Source organism: Brevundimonas bullata, from assembly GCF_003350205.1.
GTDB lineage: Bacteria > Pseudomonadota > Alphaproteobacteria > Caulobacterales > Caulobacteraceae > Brevundimonas > Brevundimonas bullata.
The window spans coordinates 552-18,138 of sequence record NZ_QLLC01000044.1; the positions used below are offsets into that span (position 1 = coordinate 552).

Annotated in this window: 16 protein-coding genes; 8 read left to right on the forward strand and 8 right to left on the reverse strand. The window is 59.8% G+C overall.

The genetic code is table 11. The features are described 5' to 3' along the window. Window positions 1-677: 677 nt before the first annotated feature. Window positions 678-1,259, forward strand: a complete 582-nt coding sequence (locus DXK21_RS14855) for a hypothetical protein (protein ID WP_114818556.1) — start codon at window positions 678-680, stop codon at window positions 1,257-1,259. Between the two features lie 100 nt (window positions 1,260-1,359). Then, window positions 1,360-2,772 carry an FRG domain-containing protein gene (locus DXK21_RS14860; RefSeq protein WP_114818557.1) on the forward strand — a complete coding sequence of 471 codons (1,413 nt, stop codon included), beginning with the start codon at window positions 1,360-1,362 and terminating at the stop codon, window positions 2,770-2,772. Between the two features lie 263 nt (window positions 2,773-3,035). Here the strand turns inward: DXK21_RS14860 and DXK21_RS14865 are convergent, their stop codons facing one another. Together DXK21_RS14865 and DXK21_RS14870 are read right to left on the reverse strand one after the other, a co-directional pair. Next, complete coding sequence (locus tag DXK21_RS14865) at window positions 3,036-3,788, reverse strand: DUF3800 domain-containing protein (RefSeq protein ID WP_114818558.1); 753 nt, start codon at window positions 3,786-3,788, stop codon at window positions 3,036-3,038. 54 nt (window positions 3,789-3,842) lie between these two features. After that, window positions 3,843-4,052: a hypothetical protein gene (locus DXK21_RS14870; RefSeq protein ID WP_245945243.1), complete on the reverse strand. Its 210-nt coding sequence runs from the start codon at window positions 4,050-4,052 to the stop codon at window positions 3,843-3,845. A gap of 260 nt (window positions 4,053-4,312) precedes the next feature. Between DXK21_RS14870 and DXK21_RS14875 the strand changes: the two genes are divergently transcribed. Genes DXK21_RS14875 through DXK21_RS14885 form a run of 3 tightly spaced genes read left to right on the forward strand, consistent with a single transcriptional unit; the run spans window position 4,313 to window position 8,780 of the window. After that, complete coding sequence (locus DXK21_RS14875) at window positions 4,313-5,011, forward strand: helix-turn-helix domain-containing protein (RefSeq protein ID WP_162790711.1); 699 nt, start codon at window positions 4,313-4,315, stop codon at window positions 5,009-5,011. Next, window positions 5,011-7,263: a KGGVGR-motif variant AAA ATPase gene (locus DXK21_RS14880; RefSeq protein ID WP_114818560.1), complete on the forward strand. Its 2,253-nt coding sequence runs from the start codon at window positions 5,011-5,013 to the stop codon at window positions 7,261-7,263. Before DXK21_RS14875 ends, DXK21_RS14880 begins: the two co-directional genes overlap by 1 nt. Window positions 7,264-7,304: 41 nt before the next feature. Continuing rightward, entirely contained in the window at window positions 7,305-8,780 is a 1,476-nt protein-coding gene (locus DXK21_RS14885) for a hypothetical protein (RefSeq protein WP_162790712.1), read from the forward strand. Between the two features lie 291 nt (window positions 8,781-9,071). On the opposite strand, the gene DXK21_RS14890 is transcribed toward DXK21_RS14885, so the two are convergent. Both DXK21_RS14890 and DXK21_RS14895 read right to left on the reverse strand, forming a co-directional pair. Further along, window positions 9,072-10,169: a Fic family protein gene (locus tag DXK21_RS14890; RefSeq protein ID WP_114818562.1), complete on the reverse strand. Its 1,098-nt coding sequence runs from the start codon at window positions 10,167-10,169 to the stop codon at window positions 9,072-9,074. A gap of 107 nt (window positions 10,170-10,276) precedes the next feature. Beyond that, window positions 10,277-11,017 carry a helix-turn-helix domain-containing protein gene (locus DXK21_RS14895; protein WP_114818563.1) on the reverse strand — a complete coding sequence of 247 codons (741 nt, stop codon included), beginning with the start codon at window positions 11,015-11,017 and terminating at the stop codon, window positions 10,277-10,279. Window positions 11,018-11,369: 352 nt separating this feature from the next. Between DXK21_RS14895 and DXK21_RS14900 the strand changes: the two genes are divergently transcribed. Then, window positions 11,370-12,890, forward strand: coding sequence for a site-specific integrase (locus DXK21_RS14900; RefSeq protein ID WP_162790713.1), 1,521 nt, complete (start codon window positions 11,370-11,372; stop codon window positions 12,888-12,890). Between the two features lie 241 nt (window positions 12,891-13,131). Here the strand turns inward: DXK21_RS14900 and DXK21_RS14905 are convergent, their stop codons facing one another. Next, on the reverse strand, window positions 13,132-13,749 hold the full coding sequence (locus DXK21_RS14905) for a hypothetical protein (protein ID WP_114818565.1): 618 nt from the start codon (window positions 13,747-13,749) through the stop codon (window positions 13,132-13,134). A gap of 20 nt (window positions 13,750-13,769) precedes the next feature. Then, window positions 13,770-14,006: a helix-turn-helix transcriptional regulator gene (locus DXK21_RS14910; RefSeq protein WP_211306052.1), complete on the reverse strand. Its 237-nt coding sequence runs from the start codon at window positions 14,004-14,006 to the stop codon at window positions 13,770-13,772. A gap of 111 nt (window positions 14,007-14,117) precedes the next feature. Here DXK21_RS14910 and DXK21_RS14915 point away from each other — a divergent pair, with 111 nt between their 5' ends. After that, complete coding sequence (locus DXK21_RS14915) at window positions 14,118-14,555, forward strand: hypothetical protein (RefSeq protein ID WP_114818567.1); 438 nt, start codon at window positions 14,118-14,120, stop codon at window positions 14,553-14,555. A gap of 262 nt (window positions 14,556-14,817) precedes the next feature. On the opposite strand, the gene DXK21_RS14920 is transcribed toward DXK21_RS14915, so the two are convergent. Together DXK21_RS14920 and DXK21_RS16610 are read right to left on the reverse strand one after the other, a co-directional pair. Continuing rightward, window positions 14,818-15,399: a recombinase family protein gene (locus DXK21_RS14920; protein WP_114818568.1), complete on the reverse strand. Its 582-nt coding sequence runs from the start codon at window positions 15,397-15,399 to the stop codon at window positions 14,818-14,820. Between the two features lie 265 nt (window positions 15,400-15,664). Continuing rightward, window positions 15,665-16,243 carry a hypothetical protein gene (locus DXK21_RS16610; RefSeq protein ID WP_162790714.1) on the reverse strand — a complete coding sequence of 193 codons (579 nt, stop codon included), beginning with the start codon at window positions 16,241-16,243 and terminating at the stop codon, window positions 15,665-15,667. 127 nt (window positions 16,244-16,370) lie between these two features. Between DXK21_RS16610 and DXK21_RS14930 the strand changes: the two genes are divergently transcribed. Then, window positions 16,371-17,111 carry a hypothetical protein gene (locus DXK21_RS14930; protein ID WP_114818570.1) on the forward strand — a complete coding sequence of 247 codons (741 nt, stop codon included), beginning with the start codon at window positions 16,371-16,373 and terminating at the stop codon, window positions 17,109-17,111. Window positions 17,112-17,587 lie beyond the last annotated feature (476 nt).

The window sequence follows — 17,587 nt, forward strand, 5'->3', positions numbered from 1 at the left end:
AGCGAACTGGATGGCCGTTACCGGACGATGCTCGAACCATCACGACGGAGAGGCATTGCCGGGATCACAGCGCGGTCTAGCCGCGCCAGCTCTGATCGCCTCACCTTTCGTCAGAGCGGCCATTTTCGGCAGACGTCGCAGCCAGGGCCTTAAAGTAGGCGGTCAGCGCCCTGATGCGATCCTTGTCGGATATACTCAGAGCGTCCAGGGCAGCGCACATCGCATCAGCATGACGATCACGAGGCAAACCTTCGTAGTCGCTACTGATCTGCATCTGCTCACGCCGCCAGGCGCGGGAGGCGGCGTCATTTCCAGAAAAACTAGGCAAGCAAATCACTCCGTTTTGACGCGGGAGTCAGAACGCCAACAATGCTGCCAGTGCGATCAGGATGTCAAAAGCGGTTGCGCCCTTCGAGATGCCCCGGCCGCGAGTTCGACCCGGCGTCATGGCCGCGCTTCGCATCAGTCGCTTCGACTAGACCTACGAAGCGCCCATCCCGCCAATGATGTCGATACGCCGACAAGGGATGAGCGGGCGATCCACGTACTCAACGAGGCCGCTGACAAGGCGCAAACATCAGGGGACACGGCGTCGGGAGGCAGGACGCGGGCGCGAATCCGTGATGATCTGGGATTCGCGCTGAGGCTTGCGCGATCACCTACGGGCTGGAGTGACCATGGCTGGCGTAAACTATGACTCATGGGAGGGAACACGGCGCCTCGCCGAGGCCGCCGGCCGGATCGACAAGCGAGCACCCGAGATCTTCGCGTACCATGCTGCCATGGAGATGGAGATTGATGTCGTTCTTACATCGCTTTTGCCTCGAGCAGACAAGCTGTCGAGGCTAGGGTTCCCGCACAAGGTAAGCGTTCTCAATGCCGCCTGGGCCGGAGCCCCTGAAGCAGCAGACAAGCTTTGCCACGCGCTGGTTCGCTTCAATGATTTGCGGAACGCGATCGCGCATTTCAACCAAAGAGAGGTCGAAGCGTGCCTCAAGAAGTTACGGACCGCCTACGCTGAGATTGAACCGCGAGGCGCCGCCACGGCTGCAGTCGGAGAAATCGCTGTCGGGCTATGCGCGTTCATGGGCGACACCCCCAATCCTGCAGACCTGCAAGCGATCTCTGATGCCATGGGCAAGTTCGTGAACCGCTGGACCGAAATCGCAGCAGCGCTCAAGTTCGAAATGCCCAAGATTGACGTGCCTGAAATGCCAAAGATTGCCACGCCTAAAATGCCAAAGTTCGACGTCGGCTGACACAGCGCCGCGAGAAGAGCCCACTTTTCGTAACCCCGACCACTCTCTGAGCTGCGGCATATGGCTTGATCTGCGGGCAACAAGCCTTCGAAAGACGCAAATGCGAACCATTGAATGTGAGGACCTGGAGACGCTCGTAACGGCGCTGGCCGAGTTACCGCCCGGCGCTCTTCTGCGCGGACAGAAGCGCGAGTACTTGCGGCGCGACGGCGGCCCTGACCTTCGCTCAAGCATCGACCGCCATGGTTGTCAGCCGAATCGGATGCTGAAATGGTGGCACTACTCCCGCTCCATTCTTTCCGCCTATGTAAAGGCATTCGATGGTCGAACCGATTTGGCCGTCGATCAAGCAATCCTGCAGCACTATGGGTGGCGGTCATTCTTTCTGGACGCCACGACCGATCCGGCAGTGGCATGCTGGTTTGCGGCCAACTCCTACAGAACCGAAGCTTGCGGCGAACTAATCGAGGATTGTTGGAGGGATCCCTTTTTTGTTCGTCGAACGCGCGCCCTCTATGAGCCGGCCGAGGGGGAAGGGTGTCTTTACGTGATCGACCGCAAGGCGCTTCGAGCAAAAGGCATCAACGCCGTTGATCTGGTGGAGATTGCAACGGAAGAAGGGCGGCATCGCTGCTCGGCGCAATCTGCTTTCATGATCGGGCCATTGTCGGGCAATCTACCCGACAACTGTGCATCCGTGATAATCCGCGCGCCGAATGCTGTATTCGGTGCCTATGCGGCGCACTTCGAGCTAACGACCGAACGTCTCTTCCCAGGACCCAAAACGGATCCGGTCATGGCGGCCCTACTGTCAATTCCCTGGACCAAGCTTGAGCTAGAGGACGATGAACTCGGGATCGACTTCTTCGACCGTGGACTGCCGCTGCCGGAATATGAAGTCGAGCATCTCAGGCGCCTTGGGCCGTCATCCGCCATGTATCGACGATTCTGGCTTGCCGACAGCGTCAAGCCTGGGACGCGCTTCGGAGATACGACCTTTTTCCTGACCCAAGAGACCTTGTTTCACGGAGGAACTAGCGGCGCGATGACGTTTCCGCGCCTGGCCAGCCTGTTGCGCGAGAAGATTTCGGTTGCGGTAGAGATCGACGGCCTTGTCCGCCATCCCTACGGCGGCCCAGGAAGTTTTTACTCCAAGGGCATCTATCTGGAGGAGCAGAGTGACGGCGCAATCCTGCTGACGGAACTACAAACTCAACACCTCGGAGCGCGACCCGCCGGGTTCGGCATTACCCGTGGTGCCTATTTCACGGTGAGCGACTCGGGTGTCTGGTGTAAAACTGAACACCCTGAACAGTGCAGATGTGGGAACGAACTCCACCACTCCCAACATCTTGTTGTGGCCGAGCATTTCGAGCACGCCTTGAGTTTGGGCGATCCGATAACGGTCCGTGATAAGGTATTCTGCCTGCCCGGTGTGGACCCAAAAACTGACCCCCAAGCGCTAGAATGGCTCGAGCTGGAGGATGGGGATCCTGGGATGCTAGGCGAATAAAACTCCACGAGCGAACGGGGTCCGCACCCTGTGCCGCGCCATCGTCGTGCGCCGCCGGGAACGTCAGGACGGGATGTATTTTCGCCCCCCCCCCCGCATAGTCGGCGGGAAACGGCCTAAACTGTACAGAAAAACAAAACCGGCGCCATTTCAACAGGTTGAAGCGACTGAATTGCTTTGCAATTCTTAGATTGCACCGGTATGTTGCCCTTACCCTTGGAGCGAAGCCTTCGGCACTTGCTGGACAGCTCTCCTAGAGAGAACTAGCTCCAAGGGTCACGAGGCCTAGTGTCCTTGGGCTTTACGTTCCACACAACAAATCCTTTCTTTCCGTTGGGTGTGTTCCCGTGCAGGTCGAGGTCGGGCCACTTCGCTTTAATGTAGTGGGCTAGATCACGCTTAGGCGCTGACAACTCGCGCTTATTTCTTAGAGCCGTCAGCGCCCCCAGAGGCACATCAAGCAACTGCAAGAGAGGCTCACGCTCGGAATCCATGCATCGAATGCTCTCGATGCAGCCGGAAGGCGTATTGTACTTTCCGCTGGACATCCAATGAAGCGTCTCAATCTGGCTTGGAAGGGCGCGGGTACAATCGCCGTTGTCGGGGCAAATCCTGAGACTGTAACGTGGACCGTAAAATCTAAGCGCCCGATGCAGCAAGAGCTGAAAATGCATTTTGCTTGTCGTATCAGAACGCAGCCGTGGCCCACTGGATTTATGATTATATTCGTCAAAGGGCGCGAACCGGATATGGAAATGAATCTGGCCCGACATGATCGCTGCTTCGAAATAGTCAGCAAACGCGCGCTCGGGGCTATCGCGCCTTGATTTGGTGGTGGACCATTTGACCTCCCGAGGATTGCCGTTGGCTTTCCGGAGTTCAATCAAGTCATTGCGGATCTTAGCCAAGGCCGCATCGGGAACGGCCAGGCCGGCTACGGCCATATAGGGGTCGCGAACCTGGGAGCTTTCATCGCAGAAGTAGTAGACATATTTCTCGGGGCGTATGAAGGACATGACTATAACAGAACCGAGTTCGCTAAGCTCGGCAAGTTAAAGCCCCCTCATCGGTCACACGGCCAGCGAGTAGCTGGTGCTCCGTTCTCCGCCTGGTTCTTTCGCCAGGATCCCTCGACCGACCAAATCGTTGATATCGCGCAGAGCTGTGTCCGGTGAGGTCTTCGCCAAGGCCGCCCACTTGGCATTCGTCAGCTTCCCCTCAAAGCCGTCCAGCAGTCGGTTGACGACCTTGCGCTGACGTTCGTTCAGCGACTGCCCCACGAGCGCCTCACCGTTCGCACCACCTCGGCGAGTAGCAAGCCCGCTCCCAGCCCCTTTCACCCGTTGAAAAACTGAGGAGAAATTCAATCACCCACAGCGACCAGTCGGACGTTGAGATCGTACAATCAACTCTTGATCAACCTTAAGCGATGGGAAAGCGGTCACACTGCGCGCTTATAACGTTGGGCGGACCCTAATCGTTGATCGAGAGTTGATATCAAGTGGCTTTGGGCTTACCTAGATCGTCGGAGACCCACCCTGTGAAAATCAAGACATGGCCTGTATTGGCCGCCCTCGCTCAATCGCTGGAGACGCAGGATGCCCGCACCCTAAGCCCTTCTGTTTTCGATGCCATAGCGGACCGTCTCGAGGCGGCACTGGCTGCAGAAGACAATGCTGTTCTCGAGCAGATCAGCGCTCGCCTCGAGGATGCCGTGCGCAATTGGGCAGCGGCCGCTTCCGAAGATGCGCGCAAGGCGCTACGCGGAGACGCTGACGCAAAACCGGATCTCGCGCATCTGCTGGCCACCGGTCGATTGGCATTTGCTCAGAACCTGGCAGCGCGCGCCCTCGACAAACGGGCCGCCGACGATTTCTATGAGGTGATCGCTGATCGAAAGTACCAGCCCTACATCTGCGCGCTTATGTCAGGCCCGAAAAGCGGCGTGGAGCTCGCCGGCTTGGTCAATGAGACACAGGAAACCGTGAGCCGGAAAGTACAGTTTCTTGAGGAACACGACGTCGTTCGTCGGCGAAAGATGGGACAGCTGACCGTCAACCTACTGACACCCGGTGCCCGGCAGTACGCCGAAGCAAAAAGGCTTACACCAGCCGGAGGTGCCGGCTCGGTGCAGCCTGCGGTTAAGACTGCGCTCGTCGAGCAATCGGGGAAGATCGAGGGCTATCTACAAGCCGCACGACTGCTTGGCGTGCCGCATGAACCCGCGGCGGCCAGTTGATGATCGATCCGGCCGCAGGCGGCCGTATCACGACCTTCTATTCGTTCAAGGGGGGGGTCGGCCGCACCATGGCTATGGCTAACGTCGCCTTCTTGGCGGCGATGAACGGCTTGAAGGTCCTCGTAATGGATTGGGACTTGGAGGCGCCAGGCCTAGACTTCTATTTCCGTGGACTGTCCGACCCCACTCGCGCCCGTGAGATCAAATCCGCCGAAGGCGTTCTGGACTTGGCGTGGGCTTGGCGCCGGAGACTGCTTGGCGCGGAGAGCGAGACTGACGTACATGCCCTGCTCGAAGAGTATGATCGCGGAGCCCCTTTTGCCGCGTGCGCGTGCAGCGTTCTGGATGACGGTCGTCATGAAACCGGCCGACTTGATATTATCGGCGCCGGCTCCGAGTGGATCGAGGACGAGGAACGGCTTAGCTACGCCGAGGCGCTTGTACGCTTCTCGTGGACAGACTTCGTCGACTACTACGGCGGAGGTCTGTTCATCGAGCGCCTTCGGAAATGGGCCAAGTCGAACTACGATCTGATCCTTGTGGATAGCCGGACAGGATTCGCGGATGTCGCGGGTCTATGTACAATCCAGTTGCCAGACACGGTCGCCCTCACCTTCATCTACAATCGACAGAACATTGAGGGGATCGCAAAGGTCGCAGCGTCCATCCATGCGGAGCGGGGGGGAGCAGTCACGCTGCGCGCTGTCCCGATGCGCACCTCACGCCACGGACTTCTGGATGAGGCGGAGGCTAGGTCTCGCGCGGCGACAGCTTTGCATCGCACCGGTGCTTTTTCCGCAGATCGCGCGAAATCCGACGTAGAGCACCTAGGCGTTAGAGCGGCCCAGAACGTGCCCTTCTACGAAACCCTCGCCCCCTTCGCGGCACCGTCGGCTAGAGATGACCAGTTGTCGCTCGATTACCGCAAGCTCGCAGAACAGATCGTTGGGCGAGAACTTCAACTCGTCGAGATTTCCCCTGCTTGGCGGGAAAGCGTCAACCGACGGCTTGAATACAAGACCGTGACCGTCGCTTATCTGAACGATTTACGAGAAGCTGATCCCCCACGGATCGCCGAGGAGCTTGAACGCCTCATGGAAGGGGCCGCCGAGGCGGAACTCTATGATGGACTCGACGGGGACTATCTCTTGGAGCTCGCAGATCTAGCGATCGACCTTGAGTCACTCGCGTTTGACGAGGTTGACCCGGCTCTGCTGGAACATATCGCTAGACAGGCAATCGAACTGCTACGGCATCGCGCTGAACAGGAGCCCCTAGCGTGGTCAGAGGCTTATGCAATCCAGCTCGAACGATTCCAGACCATCTACGATCCGCCGGAATCGCCCTCGGACATGTTCGATCAGTTGCAGCGTTGGGACGAGATCGTCAGCGGGGCCGCTTGGACGCCATCCACGATGTTGCGGCGCTCCCGCTATCGTCGGCGGATGGCGACGCTTCGAATGGAAGACAATCCCGAAGCAGCGATGCCCTTGATCGAAGAGGCCATCGACTATGTTGCCGGGGCCAGAGATGCGGGCGCGTCGGCCGAAGAGGCTGACACGAGCAACCTGCTGCTGATGAAGGCACAACTTCTCGTGCGCCTGGGACGCATCCAAGAAGCCAAGCAGGTTGTGGACACTCTCCTTCCGCAGCTCGATTCCGATCCGAACCCGGACCGCAGACGTCTCTCTGCCAGCGCACATCTCCTCATGCTTCGTCACGAGGAGGATCCAGAGCGCGCGGCCAGCCATCTGGAGCGCGCCCTTGAAGATGAGTATGCGCTGATCGCCTCACCCAATGCCCTCTCAGACATCGTGGAGGTGGCCGGGCGTTCGACAAACCGCGGTCAACATGCGCTAACGTTGATGCGACGGATGTCCTCCCCCCGCAGCGCGCGACTGCGCACTCCGCCGTCGGTTTTCTTCGGGAGGACCGTCAGCTACGCTTGGGAGTATATCTCGGCTTCCGCTAAACTTGTCGCCATGGCGGCGAACCAGCCTCGCGCTCAGGTGGCTCCCGTTGTGGCCGACCTTCTTAAAGCTACAAGTCAGATGCTCGCGGGGCTTATCCGCCGATATGAGGAGGTCGGAGTGGGGCGCTCTCTCCGCAAGCCAGCGAGGGCGATCTTGAGCGAAATGCAAACCCTCATTCAGGTCGGCACGCTCTTTGATGTCCCTGCGGACACCATTTCGGGGCTCATCCGCTCGGCGGAGGCGCTTGAGGGCCTCATGTCGCGTTCCATCGACGAATGACGCTCGCGAGTTTCCAAGACGCGGACGGAACTCCTGGCCCCTTGTTCTTGCGGCTCTGGGACCAGGCCGCAACCTGGTCGCATGTTCAACGCGACGATGCCGTCAGGCGTCCCGATGTCATCCAGGCGCACATCGACGATCTGCTTGCCTACGACAATGGGGTGGAGGCCGCGCAAGAGCTTTTGGAAGGGCTTCTCCATACCGAGGACGGCACCCTCGAACGCGCGCGCGGTGCCATTCTTGATGCCATGCAGGTTTTGGATGAGGTCTACCTCTTGATCCATCCACGAACTGCGCTGCTATCGCCCTCTCGCGCCCGCCGCCGCCGTTTGCCAGCCTGGCTAGAAGACGCTCGAGAGCAGCGCACGCTTGGGCAGCCCTATGCGGTCGACGACAGCCGAATTCTCGCGCCACGCGGGCCCTTTACGGCCCGAGCGCGCACGATGGCGCACCTCAATGGTGAGACGCTGGAAGACCGGTTCAACGCCTTGACAGCCCCGCCGCGCTTTGTGGACGCCAACGGCCGCAAAATAGAGATCAGCCAGAAGGTAATCGGCCATGACGCAGCCCAAGGGGTGCCGGCACCACGTCGAGGTGATCGGCGGCCGGGGTCGGAAAGCGTAGGGGTAGTGGTAGTCGCCGAACGCGCTGATGAACTGGAAATGTCGCGACCGGATCGACCGAGCGGACCGCACCTTGATATCCGGGCGCGATCCGACTTGAACGCCGCTGATCGATTCTTCGCAGGGGTCAGGCGTCTCGGAGATCTCGACGTCGCCATGGCTCCCGAACTGACGATTTCCGAGGAACAGGCGACGCGCTTCGCGGAGAAACTGACCGAAACTGCAGACCGATGGCCTCGGCTTAGCGTCGCGGGATCCGGCGGAAGTCGCCGGAGCGACGAACGCGGCCGACGCGAAAATGTCTCCATAATGTATAATGCGCTTGGTGCCGAGCTCTGGCGTCATCGCAAGGTCTGGCCCTATGCCATGACCGCCGGTCAAGTAGCCAAGTTTCGCTGGGATCCTATCGGAGCCGAAGAACTGCTGGGAGAGGATCTTCTCGACGGCGAAACCCTGACAGTGGCGGACCTCGATGGCCTAGGAAGAGTGATGATCCTGATCTGCCAGGACTTCCAAATCAACTCGGCCGTAGGTGATATGATCCGCCTGTATCAACCCGACTGGGTGCTGGTTCCAGTCTTGGATTCCGATACCGAATTCGGTCGCTGGGCCCACAAGAGGGCGTTTGATCTGAGTGGTTTGTCCAACGCCCGGTTCGTGGTCGCGAGCAGTCTGGCGTTGGCGGAGCAGGCAGGCAGCAAAGCTTATCCGAACATCGCGGTTGGGTTAATGGTCGGACCCATGGACCCGACCACGCCGAGCAGCGGATCGCAACGCGCCGTGGGAACCCTGCTTTGCCAGTCGCACAACCCGATGTGCGGCAAACTAACCTGGGGTAGCGACGACCCAGCCTGGAGCCAAACTAACCTAGCCAAGCCCAATCCAACATCTTGATCCGCTAATGCGCCTTGAGGTTGTCAGCGGGAAAATCGCAGCCAGATCGCATAGAAATAAAATCAGATCAGTGGCAACGAGTAGCACGGACGGTTGCAAAGGCTCGCGTGACCTTCAATGTGCGCCAGAAGTCCTTCGCGCTAGCCAGACGATCGTCCCCTTCCTAACAATGAACCAATCCCGTCTTTTGGCGCACATCGGACACCGACCGGATGTCCACTCGAAGACGCGATGTCGTCTCCAAAGCGACAAGGAACGTTCGATTTCCCTACAGCATCCTCGCCTTACCGATCACACAGTCAGCGAATAGCTTGTGCTCCGTCCGCCGCTAGGGTCCTTCACCAGAATTCCTCGACCGACCAGATCGTTGACGTCACGCAGGGCGGTATCTGACGAAGTCTTCGCCAAAGCCGCCCACTTGGCGTTCGTCAGCTTCCCCTCGAAGCCGTCCAGCAGGCGGTTGATGACCTTGCGCTGACGTTCGTTCAGCGACTGCCCTGCCAAGGCTTCCCAAAACCGCGCCTTGCGCAGGACGCTGGCGAGGATCACCTCGGCGCCGTCGAAGGCGCGATCCAGACAAGCGATGAACCACAACAGCCAAGGCGTGATGTCGAGGTCGCCCTTCTGAGTGGTCTCCAGCAGGTCGTAATAGGCCTTCCGTTCGGCGCGGATCTGGGCGGACATGCTGTAGAAGCGCTGAGGAGTTCCCTCCGCCCGCGCCAGGGCGAGATCTGCGATGGCGCGGGCGATGCGGCCGTTACCATCATCGAACGGGTGGACGGTGACGAACCAGAAATGGGCGATCCCGGCCTTGAGAACAGCATCGGTCGCCGCTGTCTCAAACCATTGGAGAAAGCGCGCCATTTCCACGTCCAGCCGCGCCGCCTCCGGGGCTTCATAGTGGACCTGGTCACGCCCGACAGGCCCCGACACAACTTGCATGGGGTCACCCTCGCTCGTGCGCCACGCGCCGAACGTGATGCGGCTCATGCCGCTGCGCCCCGTAGGGAAAAGCGCCGCGTGCCAGCCGAACAGCCTGTCTGCAGTCACCGGTCGAGCATAGTTCTGCGTGGCGTCGAGCATCATTTCAACGACACCTTCGACGTTGCGATCCGCTTCGATCAGCCCGCTGACATCCATGCCCAGGCGCCGGGCGATGGAGGAGCGCACCTGCTCCCGATCCAACACCTCGCCCTCGATCTCGCTGGACTTCAGCACGTCCTCCGTCAGGGTTCGCAGGACGGCTTCCTCTCGCAGCCGAAAGCCCAATGCCTCCATGTGACCGATCAACCGTCCCTGGCGATGGCGCACGGCGGCCAGCGGTTCAACGAGGCGCTTGTCGCTCCAGCGCAAGCCCGGCCAACCGTCCTGTTCGTGAATGTACGTCATAATCACCGCATCTTTCGCAGCGAAAGTGGCCCGCATTCACCGCAAATGCAAGGATCTTCCCTGCAAGATATGCGGCGAATAACGGCTCATTCGCCGCAACGCCAAGCCTATGCCGCCAGTCGCCCAACGCCGCCAGCTTGGAGCGTGATGGACACGCCCATCGCGGCGAGGGGCTTTCCGGCAAGGTCGCGCAACCGAGTAAAGCCCGTAGCGCTGGTGCAGACGATGCTGCTGCCGTCCGCATCCCACCTAGCGGGGTCGAGATAGCTGATCGTAGCGCCCTCCCCCGCGATCCCTATCACCCGCTCTCGAATGCCTGAATGCTCGAAGGGAACGATCCGCGCTGGCGTTACCTCCTCGACGCGCGACCACCGGGCCTCGGTCGGCGGAAATCTTCTAATGGGGTCATAAAGGTATTGTCGGACATCCATGTCCGGTTTTCGTGACGCCAATGTCCGGTTTTTCGGCGTTTGAACGGTCGCCGATGTCCGCCTTTCGATAGTTTGAGCGGCCGCTGATATCCGGTTTTCCGACGCAACAGCCCGTTCATCCGGCAGGGTGGCGCGACAAATATTGGTTCGACCGCGCCCCTTACGGACCTCGACTTGCAGGTATGAAGCCGCCTCGAGTTCGTCCAGCAGACGCCGCAACTGGCGCGCGCTGACGCCCAGACCTGCCGCCATGCTCTCCTGACCACGCCAGGCACCGCCTTCGCTGGCGTTCAGGTCATGGAGAATGAAACCGGCGACGGCCTTGGCCGAGAGCGAAACCGTCGGGTCGCTGGCGATGCGCTGATGCCAGGCCAGCTTTTCGGCGACGAAATTCTCGAGGTCGAGAAGGCGGCTCATTGGCTGACCTCCGACGTTGCGATGGAGGAGGCAGCGCGGTAGGATGCCGTTGGCCTTGAGTGCTGAACCAAGCCCTTTTGAACCCCGCCGCGCGCTGCAACGCCGGCGGGGTTTTTCGTGTTCGATTTCCAACTCTGGCCGTTAGCCAAACGCGGAAAATCTCGTTGTATTTCAATGACCGCCCTAGGGTGGGTTAGTCCATCTAAGTTATTGAAAAAGAAGGCCCATCGGGCTTCCTCTCTGTCCGCCACGGTGTTACAAGCTCTTGATCTGAAAGAGTTTGTTGGAAAATCAGTCACTTACAATCGTTAGGGGCCGAATGTCTGCTACACTCGATACGGAGAGAGCAGACGTGTTGACTGGCCTTCTAAGGCGCGATGGCGGGCGGTATTCCACGCGCCGCGTCATCCCCAAAGACCTCCGCCCGGCCTATGGCGGCAAGGAAGTAATCGTCAAAGCGCTAGGGACGGCGGACCCGGCCGAGGCCAAGCGGCTCCATGTCGCCCTTTGGGCCGCTCAGGATCGGGAGTTCGCTGAGGCGCGGGCTGCTATGGCCGCAGCCGAGAAGGCCCCCACCGTCGAAACCAAGGCAGCGACCAAGCCCATAGACATAGACGCCTATGCGGCGCGGGCGCTTGTCGGCCTGCGGAAGAAGCGGGCGGCATACCTCGCGGCTGGGCGTCTGGAAGACTTCAACCTTGAGGCCCGCGAAGGGCTGGAAACCTATCAGGCTATCCTCGACGGCGGCGATGCCGTGGGCCTGTCATTGTCTGAGGCTGAGGGGATGCGGGTGGCGACGCTGGCGATCCTCACAGGCGAAGGCGCGGCGGCCCTTGCTGCGGCTCCCGCCGTCAAGCCCACAGCATCCGGCGGTCCCCGCGTCCCGCTCGCTGATGTGCTGGACAAATGGAAGGCCGAGCGGATACCGCAGCCGAGAACGGTGCGGGACCTGACGCGGACGGTTAAGCGGTTCGAGGCCGTCGTCGGCAAGCTGGCGATCCAAGATGTGACCAAGCAGCATGTCATAGCGTTCAAAGACGCCCTGTTAGCCGAAGGTAAAACGCCGGGAAATATCAACGTCATCATCCCCTTCTTAGGGACGCTGTTCAACTACGCCGTGGACAATGACCTGATCCCCGCGAACCCCGCCAAAGGGATCAAGGTTGCCGACAAGAGGCGGGCCAAAGATAAACGGCTGCACTTTGATCGCGATGAACTCAAGGCCATGTTCAGCGGCCCCGTTCATATAGATAGCGCTCGTCCCGTCGGAGGTGGTGGCGAAGCAGCGTATTGGCTCCCGCTGTTGGCGCTTTACACGGGCGCTCGTCAGACTGAACTTGGGCAGCTTCACCCCGATGATGTCTATGAAGAAGCCTATCTAGACGAAGAAGGCGGCGAACATTCCGCTTGGGTCATGCGCTTCGCAGAGAACGAAGAACGGGGCCAAAAGGTTAAGACGGAGGGGAGCGAGCGGCGCGTCCCCATCCACTCCGATCTAATCGCCCTGGGCTTCCTCAAGGTGGTGGCGGCCGCCAAGGCAGAGCGCCGTGCGCGCATCTTCCATAAGATCAACCCGACAGCGGAGGGCGAACTTATGGGCAACTGGTCCAAGTGGTTCAGCCGCTACCTCCGTAAGGTTTGCGGCGTCGCCGATGACCGCGTTGTGTTCCATTCTTTCCGCCATAGCTTCAAGCATTACGCCCGCGCCTGTCGTCTGGATAAGGCGGTCAATGACGCCATTACCGGGCATGAGACTGGTGAGACGGGCGACGATTACGGCCCTGCATATCCTCTTCACCCGCTGGTCGAAGGCATGGCCCGCTACCGGGTGCCGGGCTTCACCCTGCCGCCCCCGCCCGCTTCCCTGAGATAGTCAAGAAGGCCGGAAAGCGGGGCGCTGGGGCGGTGGTTTGGACCCGGCCGGGTGATCGCTCGTCAGGGGTGGCGAGGCCCCTCAGCGCAGCTGTAGTCCATTGGCCGGGTGGGACGATATTTGAGACAGATGCGCCCCGTGAATGTGCCATGCAGGAAGGCGGCGGCGGGTGTTTTCTGTCCCCCTAGGGTATCAAATCAGATTTGCCATTTTCTTCCCCTTTCTTAAGAAAGAAAGGAGGTCAGTATGAACCGAGCAACAACTGCTCCAGTATGTCGGACCGAAGCCGGTTCTTCCCCACCCTGATCGCCGGATACCGCCCGGCCTCAATCGTGTAGCGTTTGTCTCCCACGACGACGCATTCATCGGCGAACACCACCTCAACCGTTGCCGATCTCAGGCCCTCAACACGGCCCCGCATCGCCTGCCAGCGCTGCTTGATAGTGGAGAAAGTATCTTTCGGCTTCGTGCGCCCTGTCATCCCGGCGTCGCTCAGGGCCTTATCAATAGCTGTCCGCTGAGAAGCGGATAGCAACTTGTAAAGCGCGGCCTCAGGGATGGCGTAGCCGTTGTATCGTTCGCTGAGCCATGCGACTAACTCCGCATTGGATTTCGCCGCTGCCGCAGGCGTGCGAATAAACAGTTCCGTGAGCTTTACAGGCCACTGGCTATATCCTCTTGGCCGTTGCCGGTAGGCGTTGACTTTGACAGACGCCTGCATGCGGGACGCCTCAGGATGCGCCGCCCTGTAGTCCGCAGCGGCCTTGTTCGCAGCGGCGGTCATAGCGTTTTCTAGACCCTTGCGGATATCAGTTGTCGTCATCTCATTGGCCTCGAAAGCAACTGCCGCCCGCGCCATTTAGACGACAGGCGGTCGGTTCAGAGCGATCCGGCGACTAACAAATCCGACGGCTTGCGGTCGAGCGCTTCGGCGATCCGACAAATGTTGAGGAAGCTGACATTCCGCTTCCCGCGTTCGATCCGGCTCATGTGTGATCGGTCGATGCCTGCCGCATCGGCCAGCGCCTCTTGAGATAGGCCCAACTCCTCACGGAGCGCCCTGATCCCGTTGCCCAGTCGCACAAGGCGCTGGTCCGCGTCCTGTTTGACCGACATTCTGACCACGGCCAGAGGCTCGTGAAATGTGGATCATACGGCCACGGCATTTACGGCAATTGCTTTCAGCTGCTAGGATTGCGAGCGTAATTCCGAAACGGGGGACTAACGATGTTTGGCAAATTCAAGAGCATGGCGAAGCTCACTGAGGCGGGCGGCATCATCGAAGATGCCATCCGAAGAACTAGTCCGTTTGGCCCAGAGTTCGATGTCAAAACTCTGTCTAGCCGCCTTGTTGCAATGCTCTATTCGACCAAGCCAGAATTGTTCGATGGAAAGATGGGGCAGCGTCCCCATCCGTTAGCAACCGCTGCCGCCTCTTTGGCTCAGGGCTTGAAGCAACGCCCCCAAGGTTTTTCCCAAGATGTCGATGCCTCCATGTTTCTGGCGCTCGGCAGTCTTTTGCAAAGCGCCTCGGCAAATTCGCAAACCTACCGCTTCGGCGGGTATGACGTGCCGCTATTGAAGGTGTCTGAGCAATCCTATTGGGAGCACGAAGCCAAGACGCGCGAAGCGACAGACAAAATTGTCGGCTCGTTGGGCCTGTAATAAGCGGCTCTTGCTGTTGGAGGGATGCTCCACAATCAAGGACGAGCACTCCCGTCGCCGCGCCCGTCGAAAATATCCCATCGGCCCTCAGGTCCGGCTGTCGCGCGGGACGATGCCTGGGCGAAACCTGACACCTTCGCCATATGCCCTGTGGAGGGTGGTGGGGCGCCGGGAGGGCGTCGGTGCCCCAAGTGTCGAGCGGGCTGGAGAGGCCCGCCCACGAGCCTGAAATCCGGTCTAGCGTGGCCGCTGCGATCCGGCCCTACGTCGCCGCCGCTGTGTAGCGTTTCACCGTGGCGGGGGAGAGGCCGAACTGCCGGGCAGTTTGTGCGATGCTTGCCCCGTTCTCCCTGCGCCATGCGACCACGGCGGCGGCGTCCTGAGCCATCGGTCGGCCGAGGCTTTCCTTCCCCCGGTGGGTCCTGCCTGTGGCTTCCAGAGCGGCCCTCGCGGCGTCCCGGCCTGCCTGCGTCCGCTCCTTGATCCGCTGGCGTTCCATATCTGCGACTTGGGCCAGCACGGCGAGGATCAACTCCCCCACGCCGCGACCAATAGGGCCGAGGCCGTGAACGTGAACGGTGACGCCCATGTCGATAAGGAGGCGGACGGTGGCCTGAACGTCCAAGGCGTCCCGGCCGAGACGGTCAACCGCATAGACATGGATCACATCGCCGGGCCGGACCTTGCTTAGCAGGTCTGCGAAGCCCAGCCGCTTAGCAGCCAGCGTCCCGCCGCTTACGCCTACGTCGCTGAACTCTTGGTCGAAGTCCCCGCCGAGGGCGAGGCGCTGGCTCTCAATGCTCTGGTCCCCGGTGCTGACGCGGTAGTAGGCGATGCGGTGCATGACTGGCTCATAAGTTATGTGGCGCTCTAAGCTGGCTCATAAGCCCGGCTCAATGTCGCGTCAATCTATCTTATGAGCCATAGCGCATAACCTACAACTTGTGAGCCTGTCGTTTCTGGCGGCGTCGCTGGCGATATGGCGGCGGCAGGCAATGCCTTGGTGGCATGATGATTTGCGGCCAGCCCGGAGGGGATACCGGGGGAGCCGATGCCTCTTAGGATCGGAGGTCTACCCTCGCATAGCTAAGCCGAATTTCGGCCGGGGGTTACTGTGAAAGCGCTTGGGTCAAGGGGCCGAGAAACGGCGCAAGAATGGTCATGTGATTGGCAGCGTTTGCGATTAGCCGCTGATAGGCTTGCCCTTTCCCTTCCGCGCTATTGCTCGCCTCTATGGCTTTTAAGGCTTCAAGGAGGGTCGCGCGCTCAGCCTCGTCCTCCACCCCTTGCTCAATGGCGGACGCGACCTGGGCAAATATCGACGTAGTGCTGACGGTGTTTGTTGAGTTGTCCGTTGAGTGCAAGTTAACACGCGCATTGCTTCCCGACACATTGATGTAGTGCCCGCCCGTGTGCCGGGCAAACGATCCCTTACGAAACACCTTGAGGCTATAATGCGGCGGGATAGGACCTAAGCCGTCAGAATAAACGGCATCCCGTATAATGAAGACTTCCTCTTTTCCACTTGGAAGAAGCCGCCGAACTTCGTCCCCAGCCTCCACATCGACAGATGCATCAGGAACTTGTATTTCATTGGCGCTGATGATGCCGGTGGTCGAACAGCGAAGCGTGCCGTCTGGGGCTACGATGTCGATAGGCGTTTTTGGGAAATGGTCGAAAATGGTCATAGCAGCCTCGCAATCGCTGCAAGGAACATAGACAGAACATTCAACCTTGTCACTCTCCCGCATTATCCTTGGAAACGCGAGCTTAACCACTAGGCCGCGAGTTAGGGGCACAGATTAGGAGAGTGTTGTGCTGGGCTGGATCATTGGTGGCGTTATCGTTTGGGCAATCGTTTGGTGGGTCATGGGCCAAGCCAAACGGCAAAAGCAGCGCGCAGCCTCCATTCAGATGTTCGATGATGATGCGAGAGCCCAACTTACCGCCGCACAGCGTGAACTGAGTGCTGGCGAATTCAATGCTTTGCTGAACGAACTGGCTGCAACCACCGCCGTATCGCACCGAATGCTTCAACAGGGCATGAGCCCGATGATTGTGCAGGCCGCTGGATCGTCGGACGCGCGGAAGCGGATCAGGGCGGCGTTGGACGCGCGGCGGGCCAGAGAGGGCGCTGCTCTGGGCGCTGCGAAGAAGGCTGGGATCGAGACGGGCGATGACGGCTATCTAAAACCTGACATGCTTATGGCAGCTAAAGGATACGCCGCCGTTCAATCTACACGCATGGCCAAGCCTTACTTAGAGCCGACACAGTTGCGTTTGGACGCCACAACGATAATCGACCAAGCCCTTGATAGCCGAGCGACTGAGCAGCAACGCATGTCCGCTCGCTGGGGCGTTGTATATGCTTTGGGGGATGGCTCAGACATCTATCTCGCAGGGCTTCAAGCTTACGACGAGGCGGTCAAGGCGAGCCCCAATCCGCCGTCAACTGATCGCTATGAAGCGGCCGCGCTCGCGCACCTCACTATGGTGCTGGCTCAGTATCCCGAGGAGTTTTCACGATACGTTGGCTTTGAACTCAACCAAGCATGATGGCCGCAGCCTGCTGCTACCTGCTTGGACCACCTTGAAAGCGCGCGGCAGACTGCTACACTTCCCCCTCAAACTTGTAGCAGTCACGGCCTGCTAAGTGATTGATTTTAAACGATGTGGCGGCAGTCCCTCTCTGTCCGCCACCGACCCCAGCCAGCTTGTCTCTCTTACCCCCACACGCCAGCCGGTGGCTCGTCGCGGCCCTTTGGCCGGCTCAATGTCCTGTGGCTGCCGCCAGGTCCCTCTCCGTTCCCTCCACCATCCGCGCTCATGCGCGGCCCAGTCTCCGCCCGATCTGAGATCGGAGGACTTTGCCTGTTTTGCTGTTATTTGTTTTTTGGGATGGTCGCCGCAGTCTCACTTCACTGGGCAAATCCCCGCGTGCACTGGCTTTGAACGCCTGGTCGGCCCCTATTTATCAAGTGACGTGCCTCTGAGTTTTCATCCAGCGGCGACCAGAGTCCTTGGGTTAGTTA